Genomic DNA, 16,374 nt, shown 5'->3' with positions numbered 1-16,374 from the left:
ATCAGTTCGTCCTTCGAAAGCCGCTGCAAATCATTTCGATCCATGGCTGTATGGATTCAGAAATCCGTGCCCGTGACAAGGGGGTGGGTAAATACCTTCCTAGCATTGCTAACATTTTACACTCCTTCCTTTTTTTTATGCTTGTTTTGGCAAAATTTACGCTAGACTATAGAACGCAAATAGTAACTTTATTTTTTAAAATAGTTATGTTTAATAAATCACTGTTATAATTATAATATATTTATTTATACATTTTTCGTTACTCAACACAGCATCAAAAAAACAGGATCACAGGCAGAGCCTTTTGATTTCGGACGCGGGAGCACCCGCAGAGACTTTGTCGATGTTGGAAACTTCGCGCTCTGACTGCGTTTTGAATGTGAAAACGCTCAATACCTACGAATTGATGAGCAACGCGGCGATGAACGACGCAATCGAATCCTGCCATCAGGCCTTTCTGAACTGACGCATGCGCTCGCTTAAAGACCGTGCATCGACCATTCGTGCCATTGGCGCGGAGCTGCGCAATCAAAAGGATGCATTTGCCGGGCTGATGACGAAGATGCGATGCGGCGGGCCAATGACAGTCGCTATGGTCTTGGCGGCGGCATCTTCTCACGGGATACAGCAAAGGCCCGAAGGCTTGCAGTCAAGGAATTCGACACAGACACGGATCCGCACGGAAGGCGGCTGGAAGATCGCCACCGCACACGTTTCGCTGATGGGCAACACCTACCGACCTGCAGCACCTGAGGCCAGGGGCTTGCCTTTTGCCCTGTGCATCGTTGATAGTCCGGGCATAAATCAAAAGGCGCTTCGGGCGCTCGTTCTTCTGGAAAGCTGCTTAGCCTATGGCAAATCTCACTGGTCCTTTTGTTGCGCGTTTTCAGCCGCCGATCACCCTTTCTGAACCCGCTTTCAGTAAGCTGGACGGTCTGACGGTCGCCGTCAAAGACAACTTTGATGTTGCCGGCAGCGTTACCGGGGCCGGCAATCCGGAATGGGCTGATGATCAGGCCCCGGCTCAAAAACATGCATCCGTTGTTGAGACCCTGCTGGACCATGGTGCCGCACTTTCCGGCAAAGCGCATATGGATGAGCTGGCCTATAGCCTGATGGGCATCAATGCCCGATACGGAACGCCGGAAAACCCGGCAGCGCCCTCGCGCGTTCCCGGTGGATCGTCTTCCGGTTCGGCTGCCGCTGTTGCGGCAAAGCTTGCCGATATCGGTCTTGGGTCGGATACTGGCGGCTCCGTCCGTTTGCCATCATCCTTTTGCGGACTTTTCGGCTGGCGCCCGACGCATGGCCTGATTTCCGCCGACGGGCTTTTGCCGCTGGCAAAAAGCTATGATGTTCCGGGTTTCATGACCCGTGATCTTGCAACACTGGATGTGCTCGGTTCGATTTTTGCAGCGGATCAGTCGGCAGAAAGCGACATCAAGCTGGTTTATCCGTCCGATATCTGGCGGCTTTGCGAGGAGGAAACGGCTGCCGCGCTGAAAGCAGCCCTGCCGAAAGGCGACCGTAATGACAGCCCGCTTTTGCCGGGCGACGATATTCGCACGCTTCTGCCGGTTTTCCGCATTCATCAGGGCTATGAAATCTGGCAGCAGTTCGGCAACTGGGTGGAAAAGCGTGAACCCGCTTTCGGCCCCGGTATTCGCGATCGTTTTGCCATGGCTTCAAAGATCGCTCCGGATGATTTTGCCGCGGCGCAAGAAAAGCGCAAGGCCTTCCGGGCGCATCTTGGCAAGGTGCTTCGACCGGGAACCATCATGGTTTATCCGACCACCCCCGGTCCGGCGCCGTTGCTGACGGCAGACAATGCCGAGGTTGAGGATTTCCGCAATCGGGCTCTTTCCATGCTGGCCGTCGCCGGGCATGGCGGCCTGCCGCAGATTTCGATCCCGCTTGCTGCGGTCAAAGGTTCGCCGGTGGGTCTGTCGCTCGTCGCCGCACCCGGCAGTGACCGCCTTCTGATCGAAACCGCAAAACACTTCCTTTAAGAGATAATATTCCCATGCTTCATTCCGCGATTGGCTTTGAAGGCGCTTTTTCGGCGCCGCACCGCGCCGCCAGTCTGGCCGGGCGCGATATCCTGAAGGCCGGTGGCACGGCGATGGAAGCCATGGTTGCCGCTGCAGCAACAATCGCCGTCACCTATCCGCATATGAACGGCATTGGCGGCGATGGCTTCTGGCTTATTCACCGCCCGAATGAAGGCATAACCGGCATTTCCGCCTGCGGGCAGGCCGCCGGTCTGGCCACGCCGCAATGGTATGAAAATGCAGGCTTTACCGAGGGTATGCCGACGCGCGGCGGGCTTGCCGCACTGACAGTGCCGGGCACAATCGGCGGCTGGCAAAAGGCGCTGGCGCTGGTGCCGGATGAAAAGCGCCTGCCGCTGGAAAACCTTCTGGCTGCTGCGATAGACTATGCAGAAAACGGCATTGCCGTGACCGGCAACCAGTCGCAATGTACCACTGACAAGCTCGCCGGCCTCAAAGACGTTCCGGGCTTTGCAGAAACCTTTCTGGTTGGCGGCAAGCCGCCGGAAACGGGCGCACGGCTTTATCAGAAGCCGCTGGCAGAGACGCTACGCACGCTGGCGCGTGAAGGACTATCCTCCTATTATTCCGGCAGACTTGCGCGCGACCATGCGGCTTTTCTGGAGGAAAATGGATCGCCGCTCCGCCTCGATGATTTCAATGCCTATGAAGCCCGCTTCGTCGATCCGCTATGTGTCGACACCACCCATGGCCGGTTGATGAACATGACGCCGCCGACGCAGGGCATTGCATCGCTGATGATCCTTGCCCTTTTCGACCGGCTTGGTGTGAGCGAAGCAGAGGGCTTTGCGCATTTCCATGGCCTGATCGAGGCCACAAAGCAGGCCTTTATCCAGCGCAATGCCGGTCTTGGTGATCCCGATTTCATGGCTGAACCGGCCCAGAACTGGCTGGCAAGCGACCGTTTGGATGCTCTTGTTGCGAAAATCGACCCGCAAAAAGCGCTCCCATGGCCCTATGATCCGGCTGAGGGTGACACAATCTGGATGGGTGCAGCCGACCGCTATGGCAATGTCGTCTCCTTTATCCAGAGTGTTTACTGGGAATTCGGCTCCGGGCTGACCTGCCCGCAAACAGGTGTGCTCTTTCAAAACCGTGGTGCCGGTTTTTCATTAAAACCCGGACCGAACCAGCTTGCACCGGGAAAGCGCCCGTTCCACACGCTGAACCCGGCCATGGCGAAACTGAAAGACGGGCGTATTATCGCCTATGGCACGATGGGCGGGGAGGGCCAGCCGCAAACCCAGGCGGCAGTTTTCTCGCGCTATGCACAGTTCGGGCAGGATCTGCAGGCAGCAATTACCGCCCCGCGCTGGCTTCTGGGCCGAACCTGGGGCGAGGAAACAACGACGCTCAAGCTGGAGGACCGGTTTGATCCTGAGCTCGTCGCGCAGCTGAAAGCCGCCGGACATGAGGTTGAAATGCTGCCAGCCTATTCAGATGCAGCCGGTCATGCCGGTGCAGTTGTTCTGCATGAGAACGGCTTGATGGAAGCGGCCAGCGATCCGCGCGCCGATGGTCTGGCGCTCACAGATTGATGTGACGGAGATAGCTATCGACAAAGACCATATGGCCTTTACTTTCAGATCATTTGAACTATATTGAAGTCAAGTGGAGTGAAGGTCATGAATGTTACAGCACCTGAAAAAGAAACGGCAGACGTTAATGCCATTGCGCTGAAGGCCTATGCCCGGATTGCTGAACGCTGGGGGCTTTCGGTGCGCGATGCCGCATTGCTTGCTGACATGTCCGAGAGTACGTGGAAGCGGGCACGAAAGCCCGGCTTTTCCGGTGAACTGACCAGAGATCAGCTTTTACGTCTTTCCGCTATGATCGGCATCTATAAATCGCTGGACCTTTATTTTTCAGAGCCGCTTTCCAGAGAGTGGATGACCCGGACAAATTCCGGCCCGCTTTTTGGCGGCGTACGACCGGTTGATTCTGCCATCGAAGGCGGGCTTCCGCAGATATTAAACATCCGCACCTATCTCGATGCGTTGAGAGGTGGTGCATGAGGCAGGTCAGCCTATCTGATCGCGGCCTGATCCGTCTTCTTCCTGCCACCTATCACAAGCCACCGGTTTTGCGCGGGCTGGTGGACAGTGATGCGGAAGCTGAGATTCTCGCAGAAATCGAAGGCATGACCAGTGCCCGTCTGGTCGCGGAGCGGGGCAAGAACCCGCATCTGGACCCGCGCGAGCTGGCATGGCGGCGACGCAAGGCGGATTTGCGCGTTTACGGCAACACCCATGTGAATGCAGCCTTTACCTATACCCGTACAGGCGGCAATCGCTTTAACAGCGAAACGCGCGGAGCATGGTATTGCGCGTGGGATGTCATGGTCAGCGTCTCGGAAGTCGCCTATCATCGCACGCGGGAGCTGGAATATACCGGCAGCTTTTACGATCAGGCGCGTTATGTCGAACTGCACGCCGATTTCATCGGCACCTTCGACGATATGACCGATGAACCAGGCCATCCGTCGCTCCATCCGGACCCGGAGATCGGCTATCCGGAAGGCCAGCGCCTTGCCGATCAGCTGAGACGAAACGAATCCCGCGGGCTGATCTATCCGTCAGTCCGCGCGCCGGAAGGCAACTGCCTCGTCTGCTTTGACCCGCAGGCGATCCAGAATGTACGCCCCGGCGCTTCCTGGGATATGGTCTGGGATGGCACACCGGACTACACGCTTGCGCAGGTTGCGTGAGGCTGTATCGCGAAACGAACCGGTTGTGGCGACGATAATAGCCTTGTTCCTCAAAACGAAAGCGCGTCTTTCAGCGTCAGACCTTCGCGCGGGCGAAGGTCCAGATCGCGCTCCATCAGATCCAGATGATGCAGCATGGACCGTGTTGCCCATTCGCAATCTCTGGCCGAAAGTGCTGCAAGAATGTCCTCATGCTCTGCATGACCGCAGCTGGAAACGCCCGAGCGGCCATAAAGCGCAATCACGAGAGACGAGCGCACAACCAGCTCGTTCATGAACTTTTCCAGAACCGTATTGCCGGACACGGATGCAATCATCAGATGGAAATCTCCGGACGCTTTGATTTCAAGCCGTCTGGCTTCCACGCTTCGCTCACTCTTGTGATGGTCTTCCTCGGCAAGCTGCTTTCTGAAACGTACGATATCCGCATCTGTCATCCGCTCTATGGCAGCCGATAGCAGGTTCGGTTCGATCAGACGCCGCGCGGCAAAAACCTGCCGGGCCTCATCCGGCGTAGGATTGGATACACATGCGCCCCGGTTTCGCTCAGTCTGCACGACACCCTCGAAGGTCAGCATCTGAAGCGCATGGCGGGCGACGGTGCGGCTGACATTGAACAGGCTACCCACTTCTGCTTCGGGCAGCCGGGTGCCCGGCGCCAGCCGCCGATCGACGATTGCAGCCCGCAAAGCATCGCGAATGCCCAAGGCCCGGTCATTGCGGGTTGAAGGTGAAAGCTGCGAGATCTCAGAAATGTCGAGTGCCTGTTTCATAGTCCCGTTGTAACGCGGCAAAGCGGTTTTGCAACCACGAATGCAATAGGAACGAAGAATTGCATACAATTGCTCATTTATATTGCACTCCATGACTAGTTATTACGCATGCAAAAAATGAGAGCAAACCAACCGGACACGACCGCCCATATAAATCCAAGCAGATTCAAGGCGATAAAGGTTACATCTAAAACTGGCATGTTTCATGCATCGCTAATTCACAGTGAAACGGGGAACTGTGATGACAAAAGCTGCCGCGATCGAGATCGCTTCTGTATCGAAAATTTACGGCCATACGACAGCAGTTGATGCCATTAACCTTAAAATTCCGGCAGGCACCTATTGCTGCCTGCTCGGCCCTTCCGGCTGCGGCAAGACCTCAACTTTGCGGATGATGGCGGGCCATGAGACGATTTCCCGCGGCGATGTGCTTATGGGCGACAAGAATGTCACCGATTTACCGCCCGCGCGGCGCGGAACGGCGATGATGTTTCAGTCCTACGCCTTGTTTCCGCACCTGAACCTCATTGAAAATGTTGCATTCAGCATGAAGATGAAAGGTGTCGCCAGGCAGGAGCGCGACGCCAAGGCATACGACATGCTGAAGCTCATGCAGCTTGAACCCTATGCAGAGCGCCGTCCGGCACAGCTTTCCGGCGGGCAGCAGCAGCGCGTGGCGCTGGCCCGTGCGCTGATCACGGATCCCGAGGCGTTGCTTCTGGATGAGCCGCTTTCCGCGCTCGATCCGTTTTTGAAAGTGCAGATGCGTGCGGAACTGAAAAAGTTGCAGACATCGCTCGGCATCACTTTTGTACACGTCACGCACAGCCAGGAAGAAGCCATGGCGCTTGCCGATCTGATCGTGGTGATGAATGACGGCAGGATCGAACAGGCGGCGACACCGCGTGAAGTGTTTGAGAAGCCTGCGACGGCTTTCGTTGCCCGCTTCATGGGCGATCACAACGTCATCTCGGGGCGTGTCGAGAAAAAAACCGGCTCAGGCATCATGCTCAAGGTTGCCGAAGGCGGGCATTTTGCGGCGATCGGCCGTGCGCCGGAGGTCGGCGAAAAGGCCGATATCGCGGTGCGTAACGATCACATCCGCATTGGCAAAAGTGACGATCCCGGTCTCGGTTTTACCGGCATTGTTGCAACCGTGGAATATCTCGGTTCAACCGTCAAACTGATCATGAATGGCGCTGGCGTGGAAAACTTCACCGTCATTCTTTCCGATACCCGCTTTTTCGAAAACCCCGTTCGCGTGGGTGAGGCCGTATCCGTTCACTGGAACGCCTATGACGCGATTATCCTCGGACAAAAATCATAAACAACCGGGCATTCTCAATCCTTCCAATGGAGAACAGCAACGTGACTGACAAAACTGAAAAGAAATCAAAGGGTCTGACAAGGCGGAAGCTTTTGAAAACCACCGCTGCGGCAACCGGTGCGGCCATCGGCTCCGGCACGATCACCGGTTTTCCGATGATCTGGGCGCAGAACCCGATCACGCTGCGCCAGTTCGGTACGGGTGTTTCAAACATCAACGCCGTTGCGCAGAAGTGTAAGGAAGATCTCGGCATTACGCTGGAAATGACGGCGATGGATTCCGATGCCGCCGCCCAGCGTGCCGCGACGCAGCCGAACTCCTATGACATTGCCGACGTGGAATACTGGATCCTGAAAAAGGTTTGGCCGACCGGCGTCATTCAGCCGATGGACGTTTCGCGGCTGACTTATTACGATGATATCGTTCCGCTGTTTACAACCGGCAAGCTGACACCGGACAGCGAAATAGCACAGGGCACAGCCCCGCACACGGTCGGCTTTGTCGAAGCCCCCGGCGACAAGACATTCGCATCCGCACCGACAGGCTGGATGACGATGGTCCCGACCATCTACAATGCTGACACGCTCGGCATTCGCCCCGACCTCGTCGGTCGCCCGATCAATTCCTGGGCCGACATTCTCGATCCCGCCTTCAAGGGCAAGACCTCGATTCTGAACATCCCGTCCATTGGCATCATGGATGCCGCGATGATCATGGAGGCCGATGGCAAGATCAAATATGGCGACAAGGGCAATATGACCAAGGAAGAGATCGACAAGACGATCGAATTCCTGATGGCGACCAAGAAAGAAGGCCAGTTCCGTGCCTTCTGGAAAACCTTCGATGAAAGCGTGAACCTGATGTCTTCCGGCGAGGTCGTGATCCAGTCGATGTGGTCGCCCGCTGTCGCGGCGGTCCGTGCCAAGGGCATTCCATGCAGGTATCAGCCGCTCAAGGAAGGTTATCGCGCATGGGGTGGCGGCCTTGGCCTTGCCTCGCATCTGAAGGGGGCGCAGCTGGATGCCGCTTATGAATACATCAACTGGTATCTCTCCGGCTGGGTCGGGGCCTACCTCAACCGTCAGGGCTACTACTCCGCCTGCATGAACACCGCCAAGGAATATATGACCCCGAACGAGTGGGGCTACTGGATCGAAGGCAAGCCCGCGACCGAGGATATTCTTTCGCCGGAAGGCAAGGTGATGGAAAAGGCTGGCGCCGTGCGTGACGGTGGCTCGTTCGACGAACGCATGGGCCATGTTGCCTGCTGGAACTCGGTGATGGACGAAGACCGCTACATGGTCCGCCGCTGGAACGAGTTTATCGCTTCGTAATGACGGAAGGGGAGGGGCGGCGGTTTCCGCTCCTTCCCGTTCTTACAGTGCAAAGAGAATAATGCTGCACCGGCAGATGCCCTTTTCAAAGCCATCGCGAAACGCCCGGATTTTGGAAAAGACATGGCGCCCAACGGAACGGAAACCTCTATGACCTCAACCGCGAATGCCGAACCGCAAAAGCCGAAAGGCAAAGGCTTCAAGGCCCCCGCCGGGCTGATCTCATGGCTGCAAGCATTGCCGCTTGCCATCATTCTGGGTGTCTTCCTCGTTATTCCACTGATCCTGATCGTCGTCGTCAGCTTCTGGGATTACGATTTTGCGATGATGTATCCGGGCTTTTTCACCTTCAATTATGCCGAAACCTTCGGCTCATGGGTGACATGGAAGACCTATCTCAACACGCTGAAATATGCCGCAATGGTCTGGGCGATCACGCTCGTCATCGGCTTCTGGGTGGCGTATTTTCTCGCGTTTCACATTCGCACTGCCGCCATGCAGACAATTCTGTTTCTCATCTGCACAGTTCCGTTTCTGACCTCGAATATCATCCGCATGATTTCGTGGATCCCGGTGCTCGGGCGGCATGGCATTGTCAACTCGGCCCTTGTGGGCGCTGGCATTGTCGATCAGCCGGTCGAATGGCTGCTTTATTCCGATTTCGCCGTCGTTTTAGCCATGGTGCATCTTTATACGCTGTTTATGGTCGTGCCGATCTTCAACTCGCTGATCCGCATCGATGGCGCTTTGATTGAAGCCGCACGCGATGCCGGTGCATCCGGCTTTCAGATTCTGACCAACGTCATCATCCCGCTGGCGAAGCCCGGTATGGCCATCGGCACGATCTTTGTCGTCACGCTGGTCATGGCTGACTTCATCACCGTGCTGGTCATGTCCGGCGGGCAAAGTGCTTCTGTGGCGCTGATGATGAAAAATCAGATGTCGCTGCTGCAATATCCGGGCGCGGCGGCAAACGCCGTCGTGCTGCTGGTCGTTGTGCTGATGATGGTGGCTGCCATCCTGCGCGTCGTCGATATCCGCAAGGAGCTTTAAGATATGAATGGCGAAAAACGGTCCCGCGAGTTCTATATTCTGGCAGGCTTCTTCACGCTCTTTGTCCTGTTTCTTTATGGCCCGCTCTCCGCAATTCTGATCCTGTCGTTTCAGGGGCCGAATGGTGGTCTGACCTTCCCGCTGAACGGCGTTTCGGTGCATTGGTTCTTCAACCTTTTCGAAACACAGGCCGTGGGCGATTTCGGCGGCAGCTTCAAGCGCTCGCTGACACTGGGTCTGATGGTGATGATTGTGACCGTGATGGCCTCACTTCTGGCGGGCCTTGCCTTTCGCCGCAAATTCATCGGCGCAACGGTGCTGTTTTACCTCGCAATCGCGAGTCTTGTCGTACCCTCGATCATTGTGTCGCTTGGCATCGGTGTCATGTTTCAGCAGTCCGGTGTCGCGCCCGCCTGGTATTCTTCAGCATTCGGCGCACAGCTGACATGGACGCTTCCCTTCGGCGTTCTGATCATGTTTGCCGTCTTCAACCGGTTTTCGCCGTCTTATGAAGAGGCCGCACGCGATCTCGGCGCATCGTCGTGGCAGGCCTTCCGCTATGTGGTTTTGCCGATGATTGCGCCAAGCCTGATCGGCGTTGCGCTGTTTGGTTTCACACTTTCATACGACGAATTTGCGCGGACGCTTTTAACGTCTGGCACCTATAACACGCTGCCACTCGAAATCATGGCAATGACAACCAATGTCACAACACCCGTTCTTTACGCGCTGGGAACAGTGACGACGGTCTTCTCCTTTATCGTGATCGGCATTGCGCTGGCTCTGATCCGCTTTTTGAACCGAAGCCGCGCCAAGGGCTGACGCAGATGAAGATTCTGGTCGTCAATCCCAACACCACCGCGTCGATGACGAAGACAATCGGCGCGGCCGCCCGGCAGGCCGCAAGCCCGACAACGATAATCGAGGCGGTGACCTCATCCATGGGCCCGGTCTCGATTGAAGGCTTTTATGACGAAGCCTTTGCTGTTCCCGGCCTTTTGATGGAAATTGCCAGGGCACAAAAATCCGGCGCAAACGCCGCCGTGATTGCCTGTTTTGACGATACCGGGCTGGATGCCGCACGCGCATTTGCTGAAATCCCAGTTGTCGGCATCTGCGAAGCGGCCGTGAAGATGGCCAGTTATATTGCCCGCCGCTTTACCATCGTCACGACGATGGAGCGTTCCCGCATCCCGATTGAAGATCTCGTCCGGCGCTATGGAGCGGGCGAATACGCCCGTGTGCGTGCCGCCGACATTCCGGTTCTCTCACTGGAATATCCGCAATCCAATGCCCGCGACCGTTTGCGTTCTGAAATTGCAACAGCCATGCGGGAAGATGACACCGAGGCGATTATTCTTGGCTGTGCAGGCATGGCCGATCTGGCGCTGGATCTGACACACGAATTCGGGTTGCCTGTCATCGATGGTGTTTCTGCCGCCGTAAAACAGGCCGAGGCCCTTGTCGGGCTTGGGCTTTCCACGGCAAAACGTGGCCCGTATGCTAAGCCAGTCCCGAAACCCTATGCCGGTCTGCTGACGGATTTTGCACCGCAGACCCTCAATGGAAAAGCATGACCCTGCAAGAACCGCTTCAACGTCTATCACCCTCAGATCTGGAAACCCTGATGGACTGGGCCGCACTTGAAGGCTGGAACCCCGGCCTCAACGATGCCGCAGCTTTTCAGGTTGCAGATCCGGAAGGCTTCATCGGCTATTATGAAAATGGCGAACTTGTTTCAGCCATTGCAGCAGTGGCCTATGACCCGGCTTTCGGCTTCATCGGCCTCTACATCACCCGCACCGATAAACGTCGGCTTGGCTACGGTCGCCGCGTCTGGGATGCCGGGATAGCACGGCTTGAAAACCGCACCATCGGGCTGGATGGCGTGCCCGCGCAACAGGCAAAATACGGTAGTATGGGCTTTGAGAAAGCTTATGGGACCGCCCGTTGGAGTGGTGTTCTAAAGCCGGAAATGCTGGCAATGAAGACCCTCGCGGATGCGGATGTTGCCGCCGTTGACGCGCATAATGCCGATGCGGTTGCAGCCTTTGACCGGCGGCTCTTTCCAGCCCCACGCGGGCAATTTCTCAAGAGCTGGTTTGGTGCGGCCCGATCCACTGCCGTCGTGAGCAACGGTAATATTGTACTTGGCTACGGGGCCATCCGCGCCTGTCGGGATGGCTATAAAATCGGTCCGCTTTTTGCCGAAACAACCCGGATCGCCATGACAATCATTGATCATCTGATCCAGCAAACCGGCCCGGTGCGTGTCGATATCGACATACCGGCGATGCAGACAACGCTGATAGAGGAACTCGAAGCGCTCGGCCTGACAAAGGGGTTTGAAACCGCCCGGATGTATCGCGGCCCGGCGCCCACGCTGCACATGCCGGGCGTGTTTGCCATCACCAGCCTTGAACTCGGCTGATCAGATCGCCGGGTTTTATAACCTCACCGTCTAAAAGGGCCTATCGGCTGAAGGCCTGAGCCGTTACAAGCCTTCTGGCGCTACGACCCGAAAGCCGGTATCCGTTTACCGCCGGGTCCTGGTGCATAACCCATGGGGCAGGGCCTTCGGGCGCAAAATGGTAACGGCAAAACGATGCGTGACACGTCAGACACGGTGAAAAAGTTCGTTCTTTTCGGTGGCGGCTCAGCGCTCGGCGCCGTGATCGACTATGTCCTGACGCTGGTTTTCCACGATGTGTTGGGGTTGGCGCCCTGGCTGGGGCTGGCACTTTCCATGTGTGTCAGCAGCACCGTTGTTTTTGTCTATCATGAGCATATCACCTTCAAAACGCATGGCAGCCACTGGCAGTCGCGTTATGGAAAGTTCATCGCGCTCACACTGATCATTCTCGGGCTACGCATTCTCGCGCTTGATTTGCTTCTGGCTTGCGGATTATCTGTTTATTTAGCGGTTGCTATTGCGCTTGCCCTGATTTCCATTCTTAACTTCGCCGCCTCATCGACATTCGTCTTTATCAGAAACCACATAAACTGATCATGAAGCTTTCCATTATCATCCCGATTTACAATGAAGCTGAAAGCCTACCAAAGCTGGCGGAGCGTCTGCGCCACGTGGCTGCACGCATTCAAAGCGAGAAAGGCTTTTCGGTCGACTTCATCTTCATCGATGACGGTAGCTCGGATGACAGCGCTGCCTGTCTGAAAACGCTTGATTTCGCCGGACACTCTGCGCGGCTGCTTTCGTTTTCACGCAATTTCGGCAAAGAAGCAGCCCTTTCGGCCGGGATTGATGCGGCGAAGGATGCAGACATCATGATCATGATGGATGCCGACCTTCAGCACCCGCCGGAACTGGTGATCGATCTTCTCGATAAGTGGGAAGAGGAAAATGTCGATTGTGTCTATTTCTACAAAGAACGCCGTCACGAGGCTGAGGGTTTTCTCAAGACCGCCTTTGCCAAGGGCTTCTACTGGGTGATAAACCGGCGCGCCCGTTTCCGTATCACCGAAAATGCGGGTGATTATCGCCTCATCACGCGCCGCTTTGCCGATGCGCTGATCAGTTTGCCGGAAACCGAACGTTTCATGAAAGGCCTTTATGGCTGGGTCGGGTTCGAGCAGTGCGGCATTCCGCTGACGCCGCCACCGCGCGAACATGGCCGTACGAATTTCAATTTTGTGCAGCTGCTGATGATGTCATTCGATGCCATTACCAGTTTCACGACGACACCGCTGCGGCTGATGGCGCTGTTCGGCATGGCCATTGCAGGCCTCAGCACGCTTTATGGTGTATACATCATTCTTGAACGGCTCTTTGTCGGTCAGGAGGAATCCGGGCTGGCCTCGACACTGACTCTGATTGCCTTTTTCGGCGGTCTGCAGATGATCTATCTGGGCCTTGTCGGTGAATATATCGGCAAGGCGGTGCTCGAAGCAAAACGCAGGCCTGGCTATATTCTGGCGGAAAACCGGATCCTTCAGCCGGAAGCCGATTATACCTCTTCCCATCAGACCAAGGACGCACCTGCTTCTCATGATGAAACCTGAAACCCTGTCTCCTGTCCGGTTCACGCTCATTCATTGCGTCTTCTGGTGGATCATGATCGTTGTTGCCAAGGGCGGAGCGCCCTTTCATGGCGATATGGCCGAGGTCTATGCCTGGTCCCAGCACTGGCTGATGGGTTCTGACAAGCATCCGCAGTTTTTGCCATGGATGGCCAAACTCTGGTTTATGGTCGCGCCAAAAACCATCGCTTCATTCTATCTCTTGTCCGCCGTCAATCTGGCGGTTGGAATGCTCGGCATTGTGGCGCTTGGCAAAGCACTGAAATTCGAGCGTTTCCCGCTTCTGGTCGCCATGGCACTTTGTGCGCTGGCCTTTCCCTATCTGACACTTGCCGACAAGCTGAACATGAACACGATCTGCCTTTCGACATGGCCGTGGCTGGCCTGGGCCTTCGTGAAAACGGCGGATCGCACGGTGAAGCACCGCCTGCTTTACGCAGTTTTGTTCGGTGTGTTCGCCACGGCCGCAATGCTGAGCAAGTATTACACGATTGTGCTTCTGGCGCCGCTTCTGGCGCTCAGCCTGACACGGGAAAACCGCTGGTTGTGGGCAACACCTGCGCCTTACGTGGCATTTGCAGTCTTTGTCATCACACTGGCACCGCATGCGCTGTGGCTTATCGATCATTCCGGCGCGGTTAAATATGCAGAAGATCAGCGCGCAACCAGCGATCTCGGCAGCAAGATCAGCCATCTGGTTCAGTTTGCCATTGTGCCACTGTCCTACTGGCCGGTTCCGATCATTCTGGCGGCGATCCTGTTTGTTTCCGGCGGCCCGGCAAAGCGCATCGTACAGGTTTTCCGGTTCCCGGTCTCCGGCAAGGCGCTAGTCTTCATGTCTGTCGGTCCGCTGCTGCTCACGCTGATTATCGGTGCAACCGGCTTTGCTGAACTTGGCGTGCCATGGGCGATCCCGATCGGCTTTGCATTCACGCTTTATCTGGTTGCCAATGCCGATCGTCAGTTGCTTGAGACGAACGGGCCGAAGTTTATAAATGCCTTTCGCTTCATCTGGCCGATCATGATTATCGGCGCACTTTTATTCCGTGTTGCCAATGTTCTTGTCGGCGATATGGATCTGCCCGCAGAGCCGTTCCCGCAGGCCGCAAATGCCGTTGTCCAGAACTGGGAGCGGGAACACGACAGCCCGCTTCGCTGGATATCGAAGGGTAATCATGCCGGTCAGATCGCCTTCTTTGCACCCGAACCGATTGAGGCACTGCCGGAAACACCGGACCGGCTTCCATCCTATTATCCCGCGCTTGAAGACTGGCGAAACGTCAACGGTGTCATTTTCTGCTCGCTTTCACAGCAGGGGCAGATAGATCAGGCCTGCATGGATGAAGCTGTCGCATGGGCGAAGTCCGTAGACATGCAGGCCATTCCCGAAACGTTCAGCGTTCAGGCAGACACAATGTTCGGGAAAGCCGCTCCTTTCGACTTTTCAGTCGTCTATGTGGCGCCGCGATGAAAACAGGCCCGTTCCTGATTGCTGATGATTTCGGCCTGGGGGCAGGACATAACGCTGTGATCCTTGATCTTCTGGAACAGGAAAAGATTGGCGGCACTTCGGTGATGATCGACGGCGAAGTTGATCCGGCCTCAGTTGAAAGCCTGACTACCTGCCGCAGGAATGGCGCCCAGATCGGCCTGCATCTGAACCTGACACACAGCTTTGGTGATAAAAACGTTTCCGCCCCTGTTGGAATCCTGATGCGCCAGAGCCTGACGGGAACGCTGCCGTCTGATCTCGATGCTGAATTTTCCCGGCAGGCCGGACTGTTTAAGGCCTGTTTCGGTTTTTGGCCGGATTATTATGACGGCCATCAGCATTGCCACTGCCTGCCCGGCCTTGCCCGGCTGGCCGCGCGCCTGCCACGCGATCCTGAGACATGGATGAGAGTTCCTCTGCCGTCCAGCATGTCCGGCCTTTCTCGCAATATCAGGGCAGGCGGCCTGAAAACCGGGATCATTGCCGCTCTGGCATACAATGCGCGCCGACATTTCATAAAAGCGGGCTGGCCAGTCAATGCCGATTTTTCCGGTTTCCTGAGGCTGGATGATCCGCCACAAGCCGCGCATTGGCTGCCGCGTCTTATCAGCGCCGCCAGCGATGAATGCGTGGTTATGGTCCATCCCGGCTCAGCGACAGACCCGGCTCAGTGCCCCGGTCATGCGCCTGAAACGCGGGCGGTGGAGCAAAAGATCCTGCTTGGCAGGTAATCCACGCCGCAAAGCCTGACACGTGCCGCCGCCTGGAAAAATTCATGCCCGCCATTGCCAGAACTTGCGCGAAAAACCCACCGGCTCATGATCGCATAGATGTAAAAAACAAAAATAATCTCATTTATGTTTTAATTTCTTGTAATATTTACAGATTTTATATCTGTATTATACATATTTATATTTCAATGACGTAAAAATTTTCAATATTTATTTTTGAAACCATCATCAAGAAAACTGCCGTAGCAGGCATGGGAGCCCTCGAAACACATGCCCGCAGGTTCGCGCCACAAACAGCCTTTGCTTCACCACCAGCACCGGTTCGCGCGCAAGGCGGTCACAAGGCTTTTGCTGGCCGGATTGCTTCTGCCGTTCTCCGGATGCTTTCAGGGCGGACTTTTGAACCGAAGCGACGAGGAACAGCCCGGCCCGATCCTCGAGAAAATTGAGGATGTCGGACGCATTCTGCGCCACACCAACGAACAGGCGACCTATCATATGCTCTTCTGGGACGGAGGTGCAGACGAGCCCGTAAAGGGAAAAATCATCGGCGGTTCCGGAACATGGAACGCTGATGGCAAAAACTGGACCAATGATGACGCCACTGAGACACTCGCCTGGTCACAGGCCAGTGGTGGCATCGCTGTCTTTGGTGGATCGGGAAGTGGCACAGTGCAGATCGGCGCTCCGCAACAGGCAAGCTGGGTCAGCTTCCGCACCGCCGGATATCGTCTTGAGGGAGCGCCGCTCATTGACCTGCCCCCCGCATGGTCCCGCGTTTTGATGTAGAGTTTGCTCATTTATATGGAGCAGATTTATGCGAAAGAGCCGTTTTACCGAGGCGCAG

Annotated in this window: 18 protein-coding genes; 17 read left to right on the top strand and 1 reads right to left on the bottom strand. The window is 56.0% G+C overall.

All coding sequences use genetic code 11. The features are described 5' to 3' along the window. The 6 genes from EDC90_RS21120 to EDC90_RS19195 all read left to right on the top strand — a co-directional run. Positions 1–230: hypothetical protein (locus EDC90_RS21120; protein WP_207903967.1), on the top strand; the 230-nt coding region annotated here is incomplete at its 5' end. Positions 231–492: 262 nt separating this feature from the next. Continuing rightward, on the top strand, positions 493–753 hold the full coding sequence (locus EDC90_RS21465; protein WP_207903968.1) for an aldehyde dehydrogenase family protein: 261 nt from the start codon (positions 493–495) through the stop codon (positions 751–753). A 98-nt stretch (positions 754–851) separates the two neighbouring features. Next, positions 852–2,009: an amidase gene (locus EDC90_RS19210; RefSeq protein WP_132314153.1), complete on the top strand. Its 1,158-nt coding sequence runs from the start codon at positions 852–854 to the stop codon at positions 2,007–2,009. 14 nt (positions 2,010–2,023) lie between these two features. Beyond that, positions 2,024–3,610: a gamma-glutamyltransferase family protein gene (locus EDC90_RS19205; protein WP_132314152.1), complete on the top strand. Its 1,587-nt coding sequence runs from the start codon at positions 2,024–2,026 to the stop codon at positions 3,608–3,610. Positions 3,611–3,697: 87 nt separating this feature from the next. Next, a complete protein-coding gene (locus tag EDC90_RS19200) occupies positions 3,698–4,087 on the top strand; it encodes an antitoxin Xre-like helix-turn-helix domain-containing protein (RefSeq protein ID WP_132314151.1) in 390 nt (129 codons plus the stop codon). Continuing rightward, positions 4,084–4,779, top strand: a complete 696-nt coding sequence (locus EDC90_RS19195; RefSeq protein ID WP_132314150.1) for an RES family NAD+ phosphorylase — start codon at positions 4,084–4,086, stop codon at positions 4,777–4,779. The genes EDC90_RS19200 and EDC90_RS19195 overlap by 4 nt, the downstream gene beginning before the upstream one ends. Before the next feature lie 50 nt (positions 4,780–4,829). On the opposite strand, the gene EDC90_RS19190 is transcribed toward EDC90_RS19195, so the two are convergent. Continuing rightward, on the bottom strand, positions 4,830–5,552 hold the full coding sequence (locus EDC90_RS19190; protein ID WP_132314149.1) for a GntR family transcriptional regulator: 723 nt from the start codon (positions 5,550–5,552) through the stop codon (positions 4,830–4,832). A gap of 241 nt (positions 5,553–5,793) precedes the next feature. Between EDC90_RS19190 and EDC90_RS19185 the strand changes: the two genes are divergently transcribed. The 11 genes from EDC90_RS19185 (at position 5,794) to EDC90_RS19135 (ending at position 16,316) form a co-directional block, all read left to right on the top strand. Then, positions 5,794–6,879, top strand: coding sequence for an ABC transporter ATP-binding protein (locus EDC90_RS19185; RefSeq protein ID WP_132314148.1), 1,086 nt, complete (start codon positions 5,794–5,796; stop codon positions 6,877–6,879). Between the two features lie 26 nt (positions 6,880–6,905). Beyond that, a complete protein-coding gene (locus EDC90_RS19180; RefSeq protein ID WP_132314147.1) occupies positions 6,906–8,213 on the top strand; it encodes an ABC transporter substrate-binding protein in 1,308 nt (435 codons plus the stop codon). Between the two features lie 150 nt (positions 8,214–8,363). Beyond that, positions 8,364–9,266 carry an ABC transporter permease gene (locus EDC90_RS19175; protein WP_132314146.1) on the top strand — a complete coding sequence of 301 codons (903 nt, stop codon included), beginning with the start codon at positions 8,364–8,366 and terminating at the stop codon, positions 9,264–9,266. A gap of 3 nt (positions 9,267–9,269) precedes the next feature. Next, a complete protein-coding gene (locus EDC90_RS19170; protein ID WP_132314145.1) occupies positions 9,270–10,088 on the top strand; it encodes an ABC transporter permease in 819 nt (272 codons plus the stop codon). A 5-nt stretch (positions 10,089–10,093) separates the two neighbouring features. Beyond that, on the top strand, positions 10,094–10,843 hold the full coding sequence (locus tag EDC90_RS19165; protein ID WP_132314144.1) for an aspartate/glutamate racemase family protein: 750 nt from the start codon (positions 10,094–10,096) through the stop codon (positions 10,841–10,843). Between the two features lie 50 nt (positions 10,844–10,893). After that, a complete protein-coding gene (locus EDC90_RS19160) occupies positions 10,894–11,697 on the top strand; it encodes a GNAT family N-acetyltransferase (protein ID WP_245511138.1) in 804 nt (267 codons plus the stop codon). Between the two features lie 174 nt (positions 11,698–11,871). After that, positions 11,872–12,273 (top strand): GtrA family protein, encoded by a 402-nt coding sequence (locus EDC90_RS19155; protein ID WP_165972906.1) that lies wholly within the window; start codon positions 11,872–11,874, stop codon positions 12,271–12,273. 2 nt (positions 12,274–12,275) lie between these two features. After that, positions 12,276–13,286 carry a glycosyltransferase family 2 protein gene (locus EDC90_RS19150; protein ID WP_132314141.1) on the top strand — a complete coding sequence of 337 codons (1,011 nt, stop codon included), beginning with the start codon at positions 12,276–12,278 and terminating at the stop codon, positions 13,284–13,286. Then, positions 13,273–14,775, top strand: a complete 1,503-nt coding sequence (locus EDC90_RS19145) for a glycosyltransferase family 39 protein (RefSeq protein ID WP_132314140.1) — start codon at positions 13,273–13,275, stop codon at positions 14,773–14,775. Before EDC90_RS19150 ends, EDC90_RS19145 begins: the two co-directional genes overlap by 14 nt. Further along, entirely contained in the window at positions 14,772–15,527 is a 756-nt protein-coding gene (locus tag EDC90_RS19140) for a ChbG/HpnK family deacetylase (protein ID WP_132314139.1), read from the top strand. Before EDC90_RS19145 ends, EDC90_RS19140 begins: the two co-directional genes overlap by 4 nt. A gap of 270 nt (positions 15,528–15,797) precedes the next feature. Continuing rightward, positions 15,798–16,316, top strand: a complete 519-nt coding sequence (locus EDC90_RS19135; RefSeq protein WP_132314138.1) for a hypothetical protein — start codon at positions 15,798–15,800, stop codon at positions 16,314–16,316. Positions 16,317–16,374: the final 58 nt, after the last annotated feature.

The organism is Martelella mediterranea (assembly GCF_004342225.1).
GTDB lineage: Bacteria > Pseudomonadota > Alphaproteobacteria > Rhizobiales > Rhizobiaceae > Martelella > Martelella mediterranea_B.
This window is presented reverse-complemented; position numbering and strand designations above follow the sequence as displayed.

What these genes read in the sequence shown, in the direction of transcription:
- EDC90_RS19210 (WP_132314153.1), top strand. Translation starts at nt 852, where the DNA reads ATGGCAAATCTCACTGGTCCTTTTGTTGCGCGTTTTCAGCCGCCGATC.
- EDC90_RS19205 (WP_132314152.1), top strand. Translation starts at nt 2,024, where the DNA reads ATGCTTCATTCCGCGATTGGCTTTGAAGGCGCTTTTTCGGCGCCGCAC.
- EDC90_RS19200 (WP_132314151.1), top strand. Translation starts at nt 3,698, where the DNA reads ATGAATGTTACAGCACCTGAAAAAGAAACGGCAGACGTTAATGCCATT.
- EDC90_RS19195 (WP_132314150.1), top strand. Translation starts at nt 4,084, where the DNA reads ATGAGGCAGGTCAGCCTATCTGATCGCGGCCTGATCCGTCTTCTTCCT.
- EDC90_RS19190 (WP_132314149.1), bottom strand. Translation starts at nt 5,552, where the DNA reads ATGAAACAGGCACTCGACATTTCTGAGATCTCGCAGCTTTCACCTTCA.
- EDC90_RS19185 (WP_132314148.1), top strand. Translation starts at nt 5,794, where the DNA reads ATGACAAAAGCTGCCGCGATCGAGATCGCTTCTGTATCGAAAATTTAC.
- EDC90_RS19180 (WP_132314147.1), top strand. Translation starts at nt 6,906, where the DNA reads ATGGAGAACAGCAACGTGACTGACAAAACTGAAAAGAAATCAAAGGGT.
- EDC90_RS19175 (WP_132314146.1), top strand. Translation starts at nt 8,364, where the DNA reads ATGACCTCAACCGCGAATGCCGAACCGCAAAAGCCGAAAGGCAAAGGC.
- EDC90_RS19170 (WP_132314145.1), top strand. Translation starts at nt 9,270, where the DNA reads ATGAATGGCGAAAAACGGTCCCGCGAGTTCTATATTCTGGCAGGCTTC.
- EDC90_RS19165 (WP_132314144.1), top strand. Translation starts at nt 10,094, where the DNA reads ATGAAGATTCTGGTCGTCAATCCCAACACCACCGCGTCGATGACGAAG.
- EDC90_RS19160 (WP_245511138.1), top strand. Translation starts at nt 10,894, where the DNA reads ATGGACTGGGCCGCACTTGAAGGCTGGAACCCCGGCCTCAACGATGCC.
- EDC90_RS19155 (WP_165972906.1), top strand. Translation starts at nt 11,872, where the DNA reads ATGCGTGACACGTCAGACACGGTGAAAAAGTTCGTTCTTTTCGGTGGC.
- EDC90_RS19150 (WP_132314141.1), top strand. Translation starts at nt 12,276, where the DNA reads ATGAAGCTTTCCATTATCATCCCGATTTACAATGAAGCTGAAAGCCTA.
- EDC90_RS19145 (WP_132314140.1), top strand. Translation starts at nt 13,273, where the DNA reads ATGATGAAACCTGAAACCCTGTCTCCTGTCCGGTTCACGCTCATTCAT.
- EDC90_RS19140 (WP_132314139.1), top strand. Translation starts at nt 14,772, where the DNA reads ATGAAAACAGGCCCGTTCCTGATTGCTGATGATTTCGGCCTGGGGGCA.
- EDC90_RS19135 (WP_132314138.1), top strand. Translation starts at nt 15,798, where the DNA reads ATGCCCGCAGGTTCGCGCCACAAACAGCCTTTGCTTCACCACCAGCAC.